The organism is Methylobacterium sp. AMS5, from assembly GCF_001542815.1.
GTDB lineage: Bacteria > Pseudomonadota > Alphaproteobacteria > Rhizobiales > Beijerinckiaceae > Methylobacterium.
Genome location: NZ_CP006992.1, coordinates 1,931,446 through 1,950,547, shown reverse-complemented (window position 1 = coordinate 1,950,547; position 19,102 = coordinate 1,931,446). Strand labels below are relative to the sequence as shown.

Annotated in this window: 11 protein-coding genes and 1 tRNA gene; 7 read left to right on the top strand and 5 right to left on the bottom strand. The window is 70.1% G+C overall.

Annotated elements, in window-relative coordinates; translation table 11 throughout:
* Window position 1: 1 nt before the first annotated feature.
* From Y590_RS08750 to Y590_RS08735, 4 genes are read right to left on the bottom strand one after another with little or no spacing between them, the layout of a single operon-like run.
* Window positions 2-832 carry a metallophosphoesterase gene (locus Y590_RS08750; protein ID WP_060769514.1) on the bottom strand — a complete coding sequence of 277 codons (831 nt, stop codon included), beginning with the start codon at window positions 830-832 and terminating at the stop codon, window positions 2-4.
* On the bottom strand, window positions 833-1,456 hold the full coding sequence (locus Y590_RS08745) for a hypothetical protein (RefSeq protein WP_060769513.1): 624 nt from the start codon (window positions 1,454-1,456) through the stop codon (window positions 833-835).
* Entirely contained in the window at window positions 1,453-1,680 is a 228-nt protein-coding gene (locus tag Y590_RS08740; protein WP_060769512.1) for a hypothetical protein, read from the bottom strand. Before Y590_RS08740 ends, Y590_RS08745 begins: the two co-directional genes overlap by 4 nt.
* A gap of 13 nt (window positions 1,681-1,693) precedes the next feature.
* Window positions 1,694-3,340: an AAA family ATPase gene (locus tag Y590_RS08735; RefSeq protein WP_144439952.1), complete on the bottom strand. Its 1,647-nt coding sequence runs from the start codon at window positions 3,338-3,340 to the stop codon at window positions 1,694-1,696.
* 601 nt (window positions 3,341-3,941) lie between these two features.
* Between Y590_RS08735 and Y590_RS26800 the strand changes: the two genes are divergently transcribed.
* On the top strand, window positions 3,942-4,079 hold the full coding sequence (locus Y590_RS26800; RefSeq protein ID WP_158509741.1) for a hypothetical protein: 138 nt from the start codon (window positions 3,942-3,944) through the stop codon (window positions 4,077-4,079).
* On the top strand, window positions 4,076-4,765 hold the full coding sequence (locus Y590_RS08725; protein WP_060769509.1) for a hypothetical protein: 690 nt from the start codon (window positions 4,076-4,078) through the stop codon (window positions 4,763-4,765). The genes Y590_RS26800 and Y590_RS08725 overlap by 4 nt, the downstream gene beginning before the upstream one ends.
* Before the next feature lie 14 nt (window positions 4,766-4,779).
* Here Y590_RS08725 and Y590_RS08720 read toward each other — a convergent pair.
* Window positions 4,780-4,854 (bottom strand) — tRNA-Val (locus Y590_RS08720).
* A 321-nt stretch (window positions 4,855-5,175) separates the two neighbouring features.
* On the opposite strand from Y590_RS08720, the gene Y590_RS08715 reads away from it, so the two are divergent.
* The 5 genes from Y590_RS08715 to Y590_RS08695 all read left to right on the top strand — a co-directional run bounded on the left by Y590_RS08715 (window position 5,176) and on the right by Y590_RS08695 (window position 19,082).
* A complete protein-coding gene (locus tag Y590_RS08715; RefSeq protein WP_060769508.1) occupies window positions 5,176-6,222 on the top strand; it encodes a hypothetical protein in 1,047 nt (348 codons plus the stop codon).
* Between the two features lie 6 nt (window positions 6,223-6,228).
* A complete protein-coding gene (locus Y590_RS08710) occupies window positions 6,229-8,382 on the top strand; it encodes a glycosyltransferase family 2 protein (protein WP_060769507.1) in 2,154 nt (717 codons plus the stop codon).
* Window positions 8,383-8,481: 99 nt separating this feature from the next.
* A complete protein-coding gene (locus Y590_RS08705; RefSeq protein ID WP_060769506.1) occupies window positions 8,482-9,786 on the top strand; it encodes a UDP-glucose dehydrogenase family protein in 1,305 nt (434 codons plus the stop codon).
* A gap of 519 nt (window positions 9,787-10,305) precedes the next feature.
* Entirely contained in the window at window positions 10,306-17,712 is a 7,407-nt protein-coding gene (locus Y590_RS08700; RefSeq protein ID WP_060772214.1) for a type I polyketide synthase, read from the top strand.
* Entirely contained in the window at window positions 17,709-19,082 is a 1,374-nt protein-coding gene (locus tag Y590_RS08695; RefSeq protein ID WP_060769505.1) for an aminotransferase class I/II-fold pyridoxal phosphate-dependent enzyme, read from the top strand. The genes Y590_RS08700 and Y590_RS08695 overlap by 4 nt, the downstream gene beginning before the upstream one ends.
* Window positions 19,083-19,102 lie beyond the last annotated feature (20 nt).

The following is a 19,102-nucleotide window of genomic DNA, read 5'->3' as shown; positions in this document are numbered from 1 at the left end:
CTTAGATCTCCAAGACGAGGGCGGGATCGAAGAAGGGGTTCTCGCGCTCGTCGATCCAGGTCCCGCCCCGGCGCCGGTGCGACGTGTCATGGCCCCGCGGGTTCGCGAGGACCCGGGTCCGCCCGACCTGGTAGTCGACCGATCGATGCACATGCCCGTGGATCCAGAGATCCGGCGCGCAAGGCCCCTGCATGATGCTGCTCAGGTCGCTCGCGTACGCAGCGTCCCCGGGCCCCGTCGCCTCGCCTGCGGGCAGCGACCTCGGGTGGGGCGCGTGGTGCGTGACGACGACCGTCGGCCCGTCGTGTCCCTCATCGAGGACGCGCTCGATCCTGGCGCGGTGTTCGACGTGCAGCGCGAGCGCCGCGAATGGCCGGAACGGCGCCGGGCTGCCGAGCCGGTCTCTCGTCTGGATCCGGCGGTGATCGCGCATACCGGTCAGCCGGTCGCCAGCGTCGCGCATCGCCCACACGCGGAACCACCGCGGCTCCCCCACGGCGAAGTCGGTCCAGAGGGTCGCCCCGATGACGCGCACGCCCTCGATATGCCGGACCTGGCCGGCATCGAGCAGCGTGATGTCCGACGCGATCGCGAGATCCCGCGCGTGGGCGAGCTCGTCCGGGAGTCGGGTCCCCCAAAAATCGTGGTTGCCCGGCACGTAGACGACATGCCGGGCCCGGGGCCGGACGTGCTGCACGATCCATGGGATCGCCCGCCGCGTGAGGCCGTCGGCGACGTCGCCGGCGACGATGGCGAGGTCGACCCGGGACCCGGGGGGCGGCTCCCACGGGCATGCGTCAGCATGGATGTCGCTCAGGATCCAGACACGCACCTAAGCCTCCTCAGCCCTGAAGGGCTTCCGCCCCTGAGCGTGGGCTTCGCACATGCACTTAACCCATGATCCCTTCCGAAGAAGTCCAGGCGCCCCACAGTATTCGCAGACGAAATTTGAGATGTGGTCAATACAACCGATGACATTGTCCGCGTAGGTGTCGTCGACCTTTGCTTCGGTGTACCATCTGAGGCTGCCAAACTTTTCCTTAGTGTCGACCGTGCGGAAGCCCTTGGGGACCCCGTGCTCGGTGATCAGCTCGGCACCGGCTTGCCATAGCCAGCTCCACCCGGCGTGCGAGCAGGGAGGGTGCTGAAAGATGCGTGGTTGCCGGGCGGCGAGATCATCTGCCCAAGTCAACGGGGCGTGCGGCGGGCCATGACGCCAGCGGCAGGCCTGGAAGCGGACGAGGACGGCCAGCAGGTCGGGACCCGACGGCGCCCCCAGCACATGCCCGCCACCGGGGAGAAGACGCCGCTGCCGCTCTCTTGCCAGCAGGGGGCCTTCCCACTCGACGAGCGGCCCGATCGGCGACGGGCGGACTGCCCCGGCAGTGACGCTGTCGGAGCCGCGGTGGGTCCGCAGGGCGCGCCTGGCGATCATCAGGAATTCATCTCGGATCACACGTCGTCTCCAGGCGGCAGGGGGGCGAGGCAGAACGCAACCGCTTCGGTCTCGCGGGCGAGGCGAAGGGCGGTCTCTGGGGGGACCTGGCCCTGCTCGACGAGCCGGATTAGGCGCAGGATCCGGGCGCGGCAGCCGCGCCCGACGAGCGAGCAAATCCGACCGCTCAGCCACGCGGCATGGATCTGCGCGGCGATGCTCGGAAGGTCGTCGTGAAGCGTCACGGCAGGCCTCCCGTCAGTGGCGCGGCGCGAGCCGGTCGCGGCCGGCGAGGACGGTCTCGACGAGCCGGCGCAGCGGGCGCAGGCTGCCGCCCCGCCAGTGCCGGCCGACGAGCTCGATCTCCTCGCCATCAAGATCGGGCAGCCACGCCGCATCGAGCCCGCGTTCCGTCCGGATCTCCGCGACGAGGTTGGCCGCCACGGTCGGCAGATGCTCGATGCCCGGCGACGGGACCTCGATGATGCGGAGGCGATCACGGAGCGCCTCAGGGATCCCGCTGACGCTGTTGGCCGTCGCCAGGTATGTAATCGGCGAAAGATTGACGCCCGTCTCGACGTAAAGATCGAAGATGGACTTGGCGTTCTCCCGCTCAAGGAAGGGCAGCAGGACGTCGCCCAGCGAGCCATTCCTGCGGTCAGCAGAACACTTCTCGATCTCGTCGATCCCGATGCATACGTTGGCGACCTGTTCCTGCAGGATGGCTTGCAGGGGGACGCTGGCCCGCCCCGTGCCCCATTGCCGCGACGTCCCGCCGAAGGATCCGTCGGACGCGCCGGCAGCCGAATAAAGGCGCAGCGGCAAGCCAAGCAGGCGGGACACCGCCCTGACGGTGGCCGTCTTGCCGGTGCCGGGCGGCGAGACGAGGACGGTCGGCCGGAGCCATGCGTACGGCGCGCCAACAAGATCCTGCGCGAGGACTTCGTAGACGGGCCGCAGCCACGGTGCCGCGGCCGAGCCCTCCTCGACGAACCGTTGCGGATCGGGCGCCGGCAGCAGCGGCAGGGCGCGCCCCGCGATCTTCTCGAATTCAGCGCGGGGACTGTCTCGCCTCTCCTGCGCGTACGTTGTGGGCTTGGCGAGGTGCCCGAGCGAGGGGACGACGACGAGCGTCCGGACGGCCGGTGCCGCCGGGGTCTCCTCGATGGGCGGAGGGGTCCCGGGCTCGTCGCCGAAGTCGAGAGCGAGGTCGCCATCCGGCCCCGGCGGCGCGGCCATCCCGGCGCCGCCCCTCAGCACGTCGTCGACCGCGCGGATCTGGGCGTCCGCATCGGAGACGGCCTGCGCGAAGGCCAGCATCTTCGCCGCGTCGAGGCCGAGGGCGTGCAGTCGAGGGTAATTGGGCTCCGAATATTGCCGCATGTCGACCTGATCGAATTGGGCATCACCCGCCCAAACGACCGCCGTTCTCAGGCACAGGAAAGCCTCATCCAGTTGCCCGACCCCGATGAAATTGCTCCACTGAAGCAGGGCGGCTGCCGAGATCTCCGCGGCCGCGCGATGATCGCCGAGACCGGCGAGGTTGAACGCGAGGGCCTCTTCGACGCGCGCGCATGCCTGCGCGACGTGCACCGCCGCGCTCTCGCTCGTGCTCGTCTCGAATAGGATCGCGCGGGCGCGCCGGATCGTGCGGACGCCGGTGTCCGTGACCGCGGCGTCGACGGCGCGCCGGCAGCGAGCGGGAAGCATGTCGAGCGGCAGGTAGAGGAGCCGGGCACGGGCGTCGGCACAAGGGTCCCACTCGACGAATTCGCCGCCCGACAGCATTTCGGGGCGCGGGAGGGGGCTGCTGGGCTCGCGGGGGCCGGTGATGTGAGTGCTATTGCGGCGGACGCGCGCGATCGCATTCGCCGCCTTTTGGCGGGGCGTGGGCTTCTTCGACACGGGGATGGCTCGCAGAACGGAGGACGCGCGGGCGGGCGCCGAGCTCGGGGGCTCAGGCAGCGGTCGGCGGTTTCCGTTTCGATCTGCGAGCGGTCACAGGGTCTCTCCCGGCGTGGAGTCCCGACTAAGCCACTGGCTGGCCGCGGGCACAACGCCGCCCTGTGGACAGGGCTTCCAAATGGCTAACGCGACCGCTCGAATCCCGACATCCGACTCCGCGACAAGTTGGCGCATATACGGGGTCGGAAGGCCTCCTCTCCTAGTGGAGCGACTCTGACGAATCAGGCCGCTGCCGTTTTTAGTTGTCGGCGTCCAGTACGAAACCAACGGCCGTGGCAGGCTGATGTCCTGTGATCCAGGGACGCTAGGACATGCGGCAGGCCACACATTCTACGGCGATCGACAAGGGCCCCCGGGCCTGCCTCCGCGCTCGGTTCCCCAAGGCCCCGCAGTGGGCCCCGCCCGCGCCGGCCGGCCCTTCCCCATGGGAGCTCATCCGGCAGGTGCTCGCGAAAGGGCGCGCCGACGGGCTCGATGACATCCAGCTGGCGGGGGCGGTCGCCGTGCTGACGTCCCACGGGCTCATGGACGGGGGGCGCGCATGACGTCGGTTTTCGTCATCACACCGGGCGACGTGTTCACCGGCATCATGCTCGCCCCCGGCCTGGTCGCCTACGGCTGCCTTGTCATCCCCGGCGCCATCAGAGCCCGCCGGGACAAGCGGAGGGAGCGGCCGTGACCCGGGCCTTCTACACCATGCCGGCTCCCCACCGGACTGCGTTCCGCGCGGCGGTGGCGGCGGTCCGCGACAGCCACCCGGGGACCACCCCGGCCGAGGCAGCCTTCCTCGCCCTCGACGTGGACCGCCCGACGATCGAGCGGACGCACACGCTGGAGCTCCACGCGCGCGTCGCGGAACAGCTCGCCCTCACGCCACAGGCCGACCGCGCCGGCATCGAGGCCGCCCTGTTCGGGACGGCTGTTGGCCGAGATGTCCCGCAGGAAGAACAACCGCACGTGAGCGCACCTCTGACCGAAGACGACTTCATCCGGATGGTAGTCGAGGGCGAGGCCGCGGCCCTCCGCGAGCTGGAGACGATGGATCCGGACAAGCTCCGGGAATTCATCCGCGAGTTCCGGACGCCGACGTTCTTCCCGTGGTCCCTGGAGCCGCCGTCGGCGCTCATCGAAATCGAGAAGGCCCCGGCGGGCTGGAGCTGTCGACGCGGGGGGAGAGGGTCGGATCGTGACCGTCACGGACGGGGCCGCGAGCCTCGGATCCCGCGTCGCCGACCACCCTACCGGGACCAATCCCGAGTGGGGTCTTTCCGAATTCTGGTCCCGGTTCTGGTCCCAAGCCCTGCCGGAAACGAGAAAGGGCCCCCACAAGGGAGCCCTTTTTTCTCAATCATTCCCGCGACTTAGAGGCCGACTGGGAATGGTGGGCGCGACAGGGATCGAACCTGTGACCCCTACCATGTCAAGGTAGTGCTCTCCCGCTGAGCTACGCGCCCCTGCAAGCCGTCCGGGTGGCCCCGGTGTCCTGCGAGGCCGCGGCTATAGCCGGTGCCGGGCGGCTCCGCAAGCGGGACTTTGGCGGAATCTGATCCCCTCCTTCGAAACACCCCATGCCGTCCCGTGGCGGCCCCACCCCGCCGCAGCCCGTTGCACGCGAGCGGCAAAAATCGGCTAAGAGTGCACCGCGGGACGACTGATCACCGGATCTCCCCTCCGCTCCCCTCACGGCTGCATTCCGACGGCGGAGGCATCGCGAGGGAGAGGCGGGACAAACGGGCGTACCGATCAGCATACGGGGCCGAGGACGGCGAACAAGGATGCGGTTTCTCCTTTCGTCCGACGAGGGCGACGTGATCCGGGGCTGGGTGGTGCCGGACAACCCGCAGGCGATCAGCCGGGTCTGCGTCTGCATCGAGGGGCGCCGGGTGGCGGAGGTCTCGGCGATCCACGCCGACCCGAACTTCGTCAGGTTCGGCTGGCACGCGACCGGGCAATGCCATTTCGAGATCCGTGAGACGGACGTGCCGGGCCTTCCCGGCATCGAGCGGCTCGAGATCTACGATGTCGACACCAATGTGCTGATCTACCGACGGCTGCCGCGGACAGGCCTCACCGACAAGAAGGTCATCCTGCTCAACGGGCATATCCGCCCGGAAACGGTGATCCAGACCGCGCTGTATCCCTATTTCCGGCAATCGTATTTCGGCATCGGCCGCTTTCCGGACGAGATCCTGCGGGCGATGTTCGACACCGTCACCCTCGATTCCTGCCTGATGGCCGGCTCGATCATCTTCCCGCGCTACGAGGGGCACTTCGTCCAGAGCGGCGCGCTCACCATGCTGATGATCCACGACCCCTTTGTGGAACTGGCGAGCCGCCTGTACTGGCTGCGCGAGCGGGCCAGCCTTGCCGCCAACGCGGAGCAGCACTGGCGTCTCGGCAACCTCGTGGAGGCGGCAGCCTTCACCCTCGATTACGACTTCACCGACGTGAAGAGCCTGAAGCGGCTGTTCCGAATGATGCCGGAGCCGGCCTATCACCTGCTCTACAACCCCCTGACACGCCAGCTCAGCACCCACGTGCCCGAGGACCGGCTGATGCCGGGCAGTTCCATCATCGCGGTCGAGGTGCTGTCCCGCATCGACGTCGTCGGCCACCGCGACTACTTCGAGGCCTTCATGGCCTCCGCATTCCACCATATCGGGATCGAGGCGCCGCTGCCGCTGCCCCTGCCGATCCCCAACGAGACGCTGGCGCTCGCCGAGCTGCTGCGCGGCATGCGCTTTGCCCGCGATATGGTGGTCTACGACACCGTGCTCAGCGACGCCGTGCGGGCCTCCGTCTCGAAGAGCTGGGAGACCTGAGGGGCGATGGCGGAACGGGCCGGGCCCATAGCGTCGCTCGCGGGCCGGGCGCTGCCGGTGACGGGTGCGGACGGGGCCGAGCTGCGCATCGACCTCTCCGGCGCCAACCTCGGCGGCACCTGGGTGAGCGTGACCTGGCGCGATGCCGGCAGCGGTGGCATCGCCCGCGCCCTCGTCAGCGCGGTCTCGGGCGACGGAGAGAGCGTGGCGCTGGTCGAGGAGCCGCTCGGCGGCGACGCCTTCGCCTGGACCGGCCGATTGCCGCCGGGCGTCGCGGCTTTACGGCTGAGCGCCCTGTCGCGGACGAATCCGTTCGTACTGCAAGACCTCGCCATCCGCCGCCGCGGTCGTCTCGGGATCGTGGCACGGGCGGGCGCCCGCCAGCCCGGCCTCACGGTGCAGGCGGTCTATTGGCGCATCCTCGGTCTGAAGGTCCGCGCCCGCGGGCTGATCGCGCGGGCCCTCTCCCACCGCGCCGAAACCGGCTACGCGGCCTGGATCGCCCGGTTCGACCGCCTCACGGCCGCGGAGCGGGCGCGAATCCGCGCCGAGATCGCGGGATGGGAGGCGCCGCCGCTGGTCTCCGTGCTCATGCCGGTGCACGATCCCGATCCGCGCGTGCTGGAGGCGGCGATCCGCTCGGTGCGGAGCCAGCTCTATCCGGCCTGGGAACTCTGCATCGCCGACGACGCCTCGACCGACCCGCGTATTCCGCGGCTGATCGCCCGCCACGCGGCCGAGGAGCCGCGCATCCGCGCCGTGCGCCGACCGGAGAACGGCCACATCGCCCGCGCGACCAACGACGCCCTGGCGCTGGCGAGCGGCGCCTACACCGCCTTCCTCGACCACGACGACCTCCTCTCGGAAAACGCCCTGTTCGAGGTCGCCGGAGCCATCCGGACCGATCCGGATCTGGAGCTGATCTACAGCGACGAGGACAAGGTCGATGGACGCGACCGCCGCTTCGAGCCGCATTTCAAGTCGGGCTACGACCGCGAATTGCTGTGGGCCCAGAACTACGTGAACCATCTCTGCGTGGTCCGCACCGACACGCTGCGCCGGCTCGGCGGCCTGCGGCCCGGTTTCGAGGGCAGCCAGGATCATGACCTGCTGCTGCGCCTGACCGAAGGACTGGCAGCGGAGCGGGTGCGCCACATCCCGAAGGTGCTCTATCATTGGCGGGCGGCGGCCGGCTCCGGCACCTTCTCGGATCGGGCCCTGGCGCGGGCCGAGGCGGCGCGCCTGCAGGCGCTCGCCGAAGTGGCCGCGCGCAGGGGAGCCCGGGCCGAGCGGGGAGAGCAGGGGTTCAGCCGGCTGATACGCCCCCTGCCGGAGCCGCCGCCCCTCGTCTCGGTCATCATCCCGACCCGCGACCGGGCCGAACTGCTCGGCGTCGTCCTCGACGGGCTGTTCTCGCGCACCGATTATCCGGCCCTGGAGGTCGTCGTCGTCGATAACGGCAGCACCGAGCCGGCGACGTGGGATCTGTTCGCGCGCTACAGTTCCGAGCCGCGCCTGCGCGTGCTGCCCGCACCGGGCCCGTTCAACTTCTCGGCGTTGTCGAACCGGGGTGCCGCCGCGGCGCGGGGCACGATCCTGTTGTTCCTCAACAACGACATCGAGGTGTTGGAGCCGGGCTGGCTCACCGAACTCGTCTCGATCGCGAGCGACCCCGAGATCGGCGCGGTCGGCGCGAAGCTCCTCTATCCCGACGGCACGATCCAGCATGGGGGGATCGTGCTCGGGATCGGCGGGATTGCCGGTCACAGCCATCTCGGCCTGCCGGGCAACGAACCCGGCTACTTCGCGCGGATGCTGCTGTCGCAGGAGGTCTCCGCGGTGACCGGCGCCTGCCTCGCCATGCGCGCAGAGGTCTTTTTCGAAGTCGGCGGCTTCGATGCCGCGCATCTCGCCGTGGCCTTCAACGACGTGGATCTATGCCTGCGGATTCGTGCGGCCGGCTACCGCATCGTCTGGACGCCGCAGGCCCGCCTCCTCCACCACGAATCGAAGAGCCGGGGCGCCGAGGACACGCCGGAGAAGCGCGCCCGCTTCGAGGCCGAATCACGGGTGATGCGCGAGCGCTGGGAGCCGGTGCTGCGGGCCGACCCCTATTACAATCCCAACCTTTCGCGCGCGGCGGCGCATTACCGGCTGTAGAGCGGCTGCGCGGACGATGGTTTGCGCCGGCTCCGAACCGGGCTAAACACCGCACTGCAACACGCCGGATGCGTTCCGGCCGCCCCGGCGGAGACACCGATGCGCATCGCGATGATTGGCTCGGGCTATGTCGGCCTCGTGTCGGGCGCCTGCCTCGCCGATTTCGGCCACGAGGTCGTCTGCATCGACAAGGATCCCGGCAAGATCGCCGCCCTCAACGAGGGCCGCATGCCGATCTACGAGCCTGGTCTCGACACCCTCGTCGCCGAGAACGTGCGCGCCAAACGCCTCACCTTCTCCACCGACCTCAAGCCCGCTGTTGCCCAGGCGCAAGCGGTGTTCATCGCGGTGGGCACCCCGTCCCGCCGCGGCGACGGCTTTGCCGACCTCTCCTACGTCTACGCCGCGGCCCGCGAGATCGCCGAGGCGCTGACCGGCTACACCGTGGTCGTTACCAAATCGACCGTGCCCGTCGGCACCGGCGACGAGGTCGAGCGCATCCTCCGCGAGGCCCGCCCCGACATCGATGTCGGCGTCGCCTCCAACCCCGAATTCCTGCGCGAGGGTGCGGCCATCGACGACTTCAAGCGGCCCGACCGCATCGTCATCGGCGCCGAGGACGCCCGCGCAGTCGCCGTGATGCAGGAGGTCTACCGCCCGCTCTACCTCAACGCCGCGCCGATCCTGCTCACCGGACGGCGCACGGCCGAGCTGACCAAATATGCCGCCAACGCGTTCCTGGCCACCAAGATCACCTTCATCAACGAGATCGCGGATCTGTGCGAGCAGGTCGGGGCCAACGTGCAGGAGGTCGCCCGCGGCATCGGCCTCGACAACCGCATCGGCGCGAAGTTCCTGCATGCGGGACCGGGCTATGGCGGCTCGTGCTTCCCCAAGGACACGCTGGCGCTGGTGAAGACGGCGCAGGATTACGGCACGCCGGTGCGGATCGTCGAGACGGTGGTGGCGGTCAACGACCAGAGGAAGCGCGCGATGGCGCGCAAGGTGATCGCGGCCTGCGGCGGGTCCGTGCGGGGCAAGCGGGTGGCGCTCCTGGGCCTGACGTTCAAGCCGAACACCGACGACATGCGCGACGCGCCCTCGCTGTCGATCATCGCCGGCTTGCAGGATGCGGGCGCGCAGATCGTGGCCTACGATCCGGAGGGGATGGAGCAGGCGCGGCCGCTGCTTCAGGGCGTCGCTTACGCCGAGGACGCCTATGCCTGCGCCGAAGGCGTGGACGCGCTGGTGATCGTGACGGAGTGGAATGCGTTCCGGGCGCTCGATCTCGCCCGGCTAAAGGGGCTCATGCGCGCCCCCGTCCTCGTCGATCTGCGCAACGTCTACGCGCCCGCGGAGACTGAACGGCACGGCTTCGCCTATTCCGGCATCGGGATTGCTTGATTGCGGCTTCCAACCCCTCATCGCTTCGGGAAGACTTTCGAACCGATCTCATCTGCCGAACGGGAGGGCTGCAACTTACGAACGCAGCAATCCGGCAGCGGCCACCCGAATCGATCACACAAGCGGAGCGACAACGATTATTGAAAACGCACTACAATATTCGCATGACCTTTGCCACAAGCGCGGCGGAGTGATGGCGATTTTTAAACTTACCCCGACGCCCGTACTGATATTTGTTGGCCTCGGCACCTCGCAGATTTTTCGCCGTCAACGATTCACTGATGAATACGTGCCACACAATCTCCCAATCTCTCAGGATTAAGGGAGAGGTTGCAGCCAAGCGGGTTGGACGGTCCTGACGGTCAGATTAATGGATGCCTCTTCAAACCCCCGGTCGTCGGCCGCCCTGTCCCGGGCGCCACGGAGAAGCCGAGGTTTCAAGAGACATTCGCGGTGGGGGTGGAACGCCTTCGCCGGACGGACCCCCGGTCCCTGCTTCACGAGCATAAACGGATCGACGTGACTCACCGCAAAGACATCGCGATCGTCGGCCGCGCCTGCCGCCTGCCCGGGGCTCAAAACGTCGAGGGGCTGTGGCAACTCCTGACGGAGGGGCGCTGCGCCGTCTCACGCATCCCCGAGGACCGCTGGTCGTTGCAGGCCTTCGGGCATCCGCGCGCGCAGGAGCGGGGCAAGAGCTACACCTGGGCCGCCGGCGTGCTCGACGACATCTGGTCGTTCGATCCGGGCGTGTTCGGCATTTCGCCGCGCGAGGCCGAGCAGATGGACCCGCAGCAGCGCATGCTGCTGGAACTGACCTGGGAAGCCTTCGAGGATGCGGGCCTGCGCCCCTCCGCGGTGGCCGGCAGCCATATCGGCGTGTTCGTCGGCGCCTCGGCGCTCGACTACGGCAACCTGCGCATCCTCGACCCGTCCTCGGGCGACGCCTACGCGGCCACCGGCAACACGCTCTCGATCATCTCGAACCGCATCTCCTACATCTACGACCTCAAGGGCCCGAGCTTCACCCTCGACACCGCCTGCTCGTCCTCGCTGGTCGCGCTGAACGCCGCGATCGCGGCGATCGAGGCGGGGCAGGTCGACACCGCCGTGGTGGCGGGTGCCAACATCCTGGCGAGCCCGTTCAACTTCATCTCCTTCTCCAACGCGCAGATGCTCTCGCGCACCGGCCTGTGCCAGGCCTTCTCGTCGAGCGCCGACGGCTACGTGCGCGCCGAGGGCGGCGTCGTCCTGATCCTGCAATCGGCCGAGGCCGCCGCCCGCAGCGGCCGGGCGGTGCGCGGCGTGATCGCGGCGAGCGGCGTCAACTCGGACGGCCGCACCACCGGCATCTCGCTGCCCTCCGGCTACGCGCAAGGCGCGTTGCTGGAGCAGGTCTATCGCGACGCCGAGATCGACCTCGACAGACTCGCCTTCGTCGAGGCGCACGGCACCGGCACCCCTGTCGGCGATCCGATCGAGGCCGGGGCTATCGGCTCCAAGCTCGGCAAACCGCGTCAGGCCCCGCTGCCGATCGGCTCGATCAAGACCAATATCGGCCATACCGAGCCGACCTCGGGGCTCGCGGGCTTGCTGAAAGCCAGCCTCGCGCTCGAGCACGACCTTCTGCCGCCCTCGCTGCACGCGGCCGAATTGAACCCCGACATCCCGTTCGAGGCGATGAAACTCGCGGTCAACCGCGCACCGCTGGCGCTCGCCCGCACCAAGGCCGAGCGCTTCGCCGGCGTGAACTCGTTCGGCTTCGGCGGCACCAACGCCCACGTCGTGCTGACCGATGCAGGCCCGGTCGCGGCCGCCGACGATGCGGGCCCCGCGCCCGAGATCCTGCTGCTCTCTGCCCAGAGCCGCGCCGCCCTCAACGATCTCGCCCTCGATTACGCCGCCCGCTTCGACGGGGCGGCGCCCGCCGAGGCCGCCCGCGTCGCGGCCGCGGCCTTCCACCGCCGCGAGCGCCTCGGCACGCGGCTTGCCCTGCCGCTGACCCCTCAGACCGACGTCCCGGCCGCCCTGCGGGCGCTGGCGGAGGGCGAGGACGGCGATGCCGCCATCGTCGGCACGGCGGTCGAACGCCAGGCCGAGGTCGCCTTCGTCTATTCCGGCAACGGCAGCCAGTGGGTCGGCATGGGCCGCGAGGCCTATGAGGAGAGCAAGGCCTTCCGCGCCCGCTTCGATCAGACCGACACGTTGTTCGAGAAGCTCTCGGGCTGGTCGCTCAAGGAGGCGATGTTCGCCGAGGATCTCGACGCGCGCCTCAGCCTCACCCGCGTCTCGCAGCCGCTGATCTTCGCGATCCAGAGCGCGTCGACTGCGGCCCTGCGCGCCAAGGGCCTGACGCCCCGCTACGTACTCGGCCACAGCGTCGGCGAGATCGCCGCGGCCGAGGCCGCCGGCATCTTGAGCCTGGATCAGGCGGTGCGGGTGATCTTCTACCGCAGCAAGCATCAGGAATCGACGCGCGGCTTCGGCACCATGGCCGTGCTGCTCGGACCAGCCGAGGAGATGGAGGCGTTCCTCGCCGACTATCCCACCCTCGACATCGCCGCCTATAACAGCCCCAAGGCGATCACGGTGGCCGGCCCCGAGGCCGATATCGAGGCCGCGATGAAGGCGCTGGCGCGCAAGCGCCGCCGCGGGCGCAAGCTCGATCTCGAATATCCCTTCCACGGTCGCCTGATGGACCCGACCGAGCGTCCGCTGCTGCGCGACCTCGACGGGCTGAAGGCGTCCGCCGGCCATACCGCCATGGTCTCGACCGTGACCGGCACGGTGCTGCCCGGCGCCCAGTTCGGCGCTGGCTACTGGTGGCGCAACATCCGCGAGCCGGTGCGCTTCTGCGAGGCGCTGCAGGAGGCGACCCGCCAGGGCGCCCGCGTCTTCGTCGAGGTCGGCCCGCGCGCGACCCTGCTGCCGCATATCGGCGACGCCATCGAACCGCTCGCCATCGAGGTGGCCTCGGTCGGCGTGATGCACCGCAAGCCGATCGGCGGCGATCCGATCGCCAAGGCGGTCGCCGCCGCCCTCGTCGCAGGTGCCGCCGTCGATGAGGCACGCCTGTTCGGTGCCGATCCGGCCGGTGTCATCGCCCTGCCGCTCTATCCCTGGCAGCGCCGTCCGTTCCGCCTCGCCGAGACCACCGAGGGGGCAGGCGCCGCACCGCGGCCCTACCACCCGCTCGCCGGCGCGCGCCTCGCGCCCGACGGTCTCGAATGGCACGGCCATCTCGACGCGGCACTCGTGCCCGAACTCGACGACCACCGCATCGACGGTCAGGTGATCCTGCCCGGTGCCGCCTTCGTCGAGATGGCGCTGCACGTCGCCCGGCAAGCGCTCCGCACGGAGAGCGTGACGCTCTCCGACGTCGAGATCCTCTCGCCGATGGTCTTCGCCGAGGACAGCTTGCGTGAGGTGTTGGTGCGCCTGTCGGGCTCCGGCAACCAGATCCAGATCCTCAGCCGCCCCCGCCTGACCCCGACGCCGTGGCAGCTCCACGCCTCGGCCAAGATCATCGAGGGCGACTTTCCCGTGCCGGCCCGCCGCGACCTCGCGGTTCCGGGCGAGCACGCGATTTCGGGTGACGGCCTCTACCGCCGGGCGCTCGCCTCCGGCCTCGGCTTCGGCGAGAACTTCCGACAGGTCGCGGCTTCGGCGCGCATCGACGAGACCACCATCGTCTCCGAGCTGATCCCGGCCGAGTCCGACGACCGCTACGGCCTCGTCCCCGCGCGTCTCGATTCCTGCTTCCACGGCCTGATCCTGCTCTTCGCCGAACTGATGGGCGAGGGCGCCACCAAGGCCTACGTGCCGGTGCGCTTCGGCGAAGTGCGCCTGCTGCGCCCCGGTGCTGCGATCGCCCGCGCCGAGATCCGCACCCGGCGCTGCAACGAACGCTCGATCCTGGCCGACTTCACCCTGACCGATGCCGAGGGCGCGGTGATCGCGACGATCCGCGAGGGCCGCTTCCAGGCCCTGCGCGCGCGCAGCGGCAGCGACCTCGACGCCTACGCCATCACGCAAGGGGTGGAGCGCGCCACCGAGCCGACCGCCCTGCCGCTGGAGCGGCGCCCGAGCGTGGCCGAGCGCCTGCGCCCGAGCCTCGCCGCCGCGACCGCGCCGGACACGGCCGATCTCGGACCGGGCCACCTGCTGCTGGAAGGCTGGGCGACGGCGCTCGCCTACCGCCTCGCCGACGGCCTCTCCGAGAAGGGCAAGGTGACCCTCGATCGCCGCCTGCCCGAGGCGTTGCATCCGTGGGCGACCAATGCCCTCTACGCCCTGGAAAGCAGCGGTCTCGCGACCCTCGAGAAGGGTGTCTGGCGCCTGCGCCGCGACGTGTCCCTTCCCGCGCCCGAAGAGACCATGCGCTGGATTGCGGCCGACCATCCGGAGCTGGCCGCCGAACTGGTGCTGCTCGCCGACACCACCGCCCTGGTCGGGCGGATCGTGGCGGGCGACGCGCCGGCCTCCGCCAGCCTGCCCCCGGCGGCCCTGGACGCCTTCCATCTGCGCGGCGCCACGGCCCGCGCCGCCGCCGACGTTGTGGCACGGATCGTCGCCGAGGCCCGCGGGCGCCTGCCGTCGGACCGGGCGCTGCGCATCCTTCAGGTCGGTTTCGGCCCGCTCTCGGCCCGCGCCGCCGCACTCGCCCGCGAGGCGGATGCCCGGCTCACCGTGCTGGACACCGACCGGCGTCTCGCCGAGCGTGCCCGCCTCGCCCTTCCGACCACGGTCGAGGTGATCGAGGACATCGCCGCTCTCCCGGCCGCCGCCTTCGACCTCGTTCTGGCCAGCGACGTGCTGCACCGTGCCGACAAGGCCCTGCCGGGACAGCTCGCCGCGGCGCTCGCCTCGGGCGGATTGCTCGTGGCGGTCGAGCCCGGCGCCTCGCTGTTCCGCGATCTGGTCTTCGGCCTCGCGACGGACTGGTTCGAGGAAGCGGTTGCCGGCATGCCGCTCTCGCGCCTCGACGACGTCACCGGCTGGCAGCGCCGCCTCAGCGCGTCGGGCCTCGTGCGGGTTTCGGCCGACCGTGCGGCTTCGGCCAACGGCGATGACCTTCTGCTCGTCGCCGAAGCCCCGGCGCGGTCGGCGGTCGGCCACGGTCAGAGCTTCGCCTTCGTCGTCGGCTCCCATGACGAGTTCGGCGCGGAGACGGCCTCGTCGCTGGCGACCCTGCTGGTGGCGAGCGGCGTCCACGTCTCGATCATCCTGGATTCCGAGCAATCGCTGCGGGAACTCGAGCGCGAAACCCCGGACACCGTGGTGTTCCTGGCCGGTGCCTTTGCCGGCGAGGGTGCGGCGGCAACGCGGCTGCGCGACCGCTGCCTCAGCCTCAAGCGCTGCGCCGAGCATCTCGGCAGCCGCCAGACCCGGCTCTGGGTGGTCGCCCCCGGCGCCACCCGCGACGCGGGCGGCGAGGCGGCGGCGGTCGAGGCCGGCGTCTGGGCCTTCAGCCGGACGCTCGCCAACGAAACGGCCACCCTCGACGTGCGCCGGATCGACCTCGCGCCGACCCTATCCTCGAAGGACGCCGCCGAGCGGCTGCGCGCCCTGATCCTGTCGGGCACCGACGAGACCGAGATCGTGCTCGATGCCGACGCCACCCGCGTCGTGCGCTTCCATCCCGGCCGCGCCGCGACCGCGGCCGGCGAGGCGGCGCCCGCCGCGCGGCTGGAGCGCTCCAACACCGGCGGTCTCAACGAGATGGTCTGGGGTCCGGCCGAGCGCGCCGCCCCCGGTCCCGGCGAGGTCGAGATCGCGGTGGCGGCCACCGGCCTGAACTTCCGCGACGTGCTCTGGGCGCTCTCCATGCTCCCGGAGGAGATCCTGGAGGACGGCTTTGCCGGCCCGCGCTTGGGCCTCGAAGTCTCCGGACAGGTGACCGCGATCGGCCCCGGCGTGGTGGACTTCGCCGTCGGCGATTCCGTCGTCGCCTTCGCCCAGTCGGGCTTTGCCACCCACGTGGTGGTGCCCGAGATGGTCGTCGCGCCGATGCCCGCCGGGCTCGATCCGGCCGCCGCCGCGACCGTACCGGTCGCCTTCCTCACCGCCTATTACGCGCTCTGCACCTGCGCCCGGCTGCGCAAGGGCGAGTGGCTGCTGGTCCATGGCGGCGCGGGCGGCGTCGGTCTGGCCGCACTCCAGATCGCCAAGTGGAAGGGCGCGCGGGTCATCGCCACGGCCGGCTCGCGGGAGAAGCGCGCGCTGGTGGCCGCGCTCGGCGCCGAGCACGTGCTCGATTCGCGTTCCCTCGCCTTCGTGGACGACGTGCGCCGCATCACCGGCGACGGCGTCGACGTGGTGCTCAACTCGCTGTTCGGCGAGATGATGGAGCGCTCGCTCAACTGCCTGCGGCCGTTCGGGCGCTTCGTCGAACTGGGCAAGCGCGACTACGTCGCCAACACCCATATCGGGCTGCGGCCCTTCCGCCGGAACCTCTCGTATTTCGGCGTCGATCTCGATCAGGTGCTCCAGCACCAGGGCGAGGACGGCGCGCGGATGTTCCGCGAGGTGATGGCCTTGTTCGCGGAAGGGGGCCTGCGTCCCCTGCCCTACCAGCCGTTCGCCGCCGACGAGACGTCGGACGCCTTCCGGCTGATGCAGCAATCGGGGCATGTCGGTAAGATCGTCGTGACGCCGCCGGCGCCCGGTTCGGTCGCGCGGGTCCAGCGCAATGCCTTCACGGTGAGCGCCGAGGGCGTTCACCTCGTGACCGGCGGCCTCGGCGGCTTCGGCATCGAGGCGGCCCGCTGGCTCGCGGATCGGGGTGCCAAGCGCATCGTCCTCGTCGGCCGCTCCGGCAAGCCGAACGAGGAGGGGCGCGCGGTCGTCGCCGAACTCGCCGCGCAAGGCGTTCGGGTCGAGACCAAGGCCTGCAACATCACCAGCCGTCGGGCGGTCGAGGCGCTGATCGAGGGCATCGAGGCCCGAGGCGAGCGGCTCGCGGGCGTGATCCACGGCGCCATGGTGCTGCAGGACGGGCTGATCAACGCGATCGAGCCGGAGACGCTCGAGGCGGTGATCGCGCCGAAGGTGATCGGTGCGGGGCATCTCGACGCCGCCACCCGCGGGCGCAAGCTCGACTACTTCGTGCTGTTCTCCTCGGCCACGACTTTCATCGGCAATCCCGGCCAGGGCTCCTACGTCGCCGCCAACGGCTTCATGGAAGGCGTCGCCCGCCAGCGCCGCCGCCTCGGCTTGCCCGCGCTCGCGGTCGCCTGGGGTGCCATCGGCGATGTCGGCGTGCTCGCCCGCAACAAGGCGGTGATGGAAACGCTGGCCTCCCGCGTCGGCGTGACGCCGATGGACGCCCGCCTCTGCCTCGACCTGATGGCCGAGGCGCTGGAGAGCCAGGGCAAGGCGAGCGACGAGGGCGTGATCGCCATCGCCGCGATGCATTGGGGCAAGGCACGCGAACGCCTCGCCACCCTGCGCTCGCCGAGCTATGCCAGCCTTGGCGGCGACCAGCAGGCCGAGTCCGGCACGGTGGCGGCCATCAACATCGGCGCGCTGCTGCGGAGCCAGGATATCGACGCCGTCCGCAAGACGGTCTCCGACGCCATCGTCGAGGATATCGCCCGCATCCTGCGCCTGCCGAAGGACGACATCAGCCGCGTGCGCCAACTCTCCGAGATCGGCCTCGATTCGCTGATGGGCGTCGAGCTGGGGGCGAGCCTTCAGGAGCGCTTCGCCCTCGACGCGCCGCCCGCGGGCATCTCCTCGGGGCTGACCGTCAACGAGCTGACCGAAACCCTGATCCAGGCGGTGGCGACGCCGGTGGACGAGGCGGCGGGCGTGACCTTGAGTCTCGCCACGAAGCATGTCGGCGATCTCGATGCCGCCACGCTCATGCCGTTCAACGAACTCGTCGAGAAGAACGTCTCGGACATCAAAGAGATCTTGCCATGACCCAGCCGTCACGCCCGCAGGACGGCCGGGCCGCGCTCGCGAGCTTCGTCACCAACCGGCTGGGCCGCGCCAATGCCCGGCCCTCCCCCGCTCTCGCCGAGACCAAGGCGCCGGCCGGCGATTCACCGCAGGATTTCGAGAAGCTGACCGGCTACCGGGAGCTGCGCCTGCAGCGCTCGGCCGCCGATCTGATCGGCCTCGCCAACCCGTTCTTCCGGGTTCACGAGACCCGTGCGGGCGCCAGCACCCGCATCGAAGGCCAAACCTTCTCGAACTACTCGTCCTACGACTATCTCGGCCTCAACGGTCACCCGGCGGTGAGCGGTGCGGCGCGCAAGGCGATCGAGGCCTTCGGCACCTCGGCCTCCGCAAGCCGGATCGTGGCGGGCGAGCGGCCCGGGCATCTCAAGCTGGAGCGGGCGCTGGCCGCCCATTACGGCACGGAAGCCTGCGTGGTGCTGGTGAGCGGGCACGCCACCAACGTCACGGCCATCGGCGCGATCCTGGAAGCGCCGGACGTGATCTTCCACGATGCGCTGATCCACAACAGCGTGGTGACCGGCGCCCAGCTCTCCGGCGCCCAGCGCCGCTCCTTCGCCCATAACGACCCGGCCTCGCTCGAAAAGCTGCTCGAGGCGACGCGTCACGAGCACCGCCGCGCGCTGATCGTGATCGAGGGCCTCTACAGTATGGACGGCGACGCGCCGGATCTGGCCGCCTTCGTCGAGCTGAAGCGCCGCTACGATTGCTGGCTGATGGTGGACGACGCCCACGGGCTCGGCGTTCTCGGCCGCACCGGCGCGGGGCTGCACGAGCATTGCGGAGCCGATGCCGGCGACGTCGATATCTGGATGGGCACGCTCTCGAAAACGCTGTCCTCCTGCGGCGGCTACATCTGCGGTCCCTCGGTGCTGGTCGAGTACCTGAAATGCACCGCGGGCGGCTTCGTCTACAGCGTCGGCATGTCGCCGCCGCTCGCCGCCGCGGCCGAGGCCGCGCTCTCGGTGATGCAGGCCGAGCCCGAGCGGGTGGAGCGCCTGCGCCGCAACGGGAATCAGTTCCTGGCGCTGGCCAAGAAGCACGGCCTCAACACCGGCACGAGCCTGGGACTTGCGGTGATCCCGGTCATCATCGGCGATTCGCTCAAAGCCGTGACGCTGTCCGACCGCCTGTTCAAGCGCGGCATCAACGTGCAGCCGATCATCCATCCGGCGGTGCCGGAGCGCTCCTCCCGCCTGCGCTTCTTCATGACCTCCGAGCACACCCCGGAGCAGATCGCGCAGACGGTCTCGACGATCGTGGAAGAGCTGGCCGCGCTCGAAACCGGCGCCACGCTGATCGAGCAGTTGATGGCGCGAAGGGGGGCGTAAGCCTGCCGCCTATCCTATCC

Excerpts from the sequence above, each read along its gene's own strand:
- Y590_RS26800 (WP_158509741.1), top strand. The coding sequence starts at position 3,942 with ATGACGTCGGTTTTCGTCATCACACCGGGCGACGTGTTCACCGGCATC.
- Y590_RS08715 (WP_060769508.1), top strand. The coding sequence starts at position 5,176 with ATGCGGTTTCTCCTTTCGTCCGACGAGGGCGACGTGATCCGGGGCTGG.
- Y590_RS08710 (WP_060769507.1), top strand. The coding sequence starts at position 6,229 with ATGGCGGAACGGGCCGGGCCCATAGCGTCGCTCGCGGGCCGGGCGCTG.
- Y590_RS08705 (WP_060769506.1), top strand. The coding sequence starts at position 8,482 with ATGCGCATCGCGATGATTGGCTCGGGCTATGTCGGCCTCGTGTCGGGC.
- Y590_RS08695 (WP_060769505.1), top strand. The coding sequence starts at position 17,709 with ATGACCCAGCCGTCACGCCCGCAGGACGGCCGGGCCGCGCTCGCGAGC.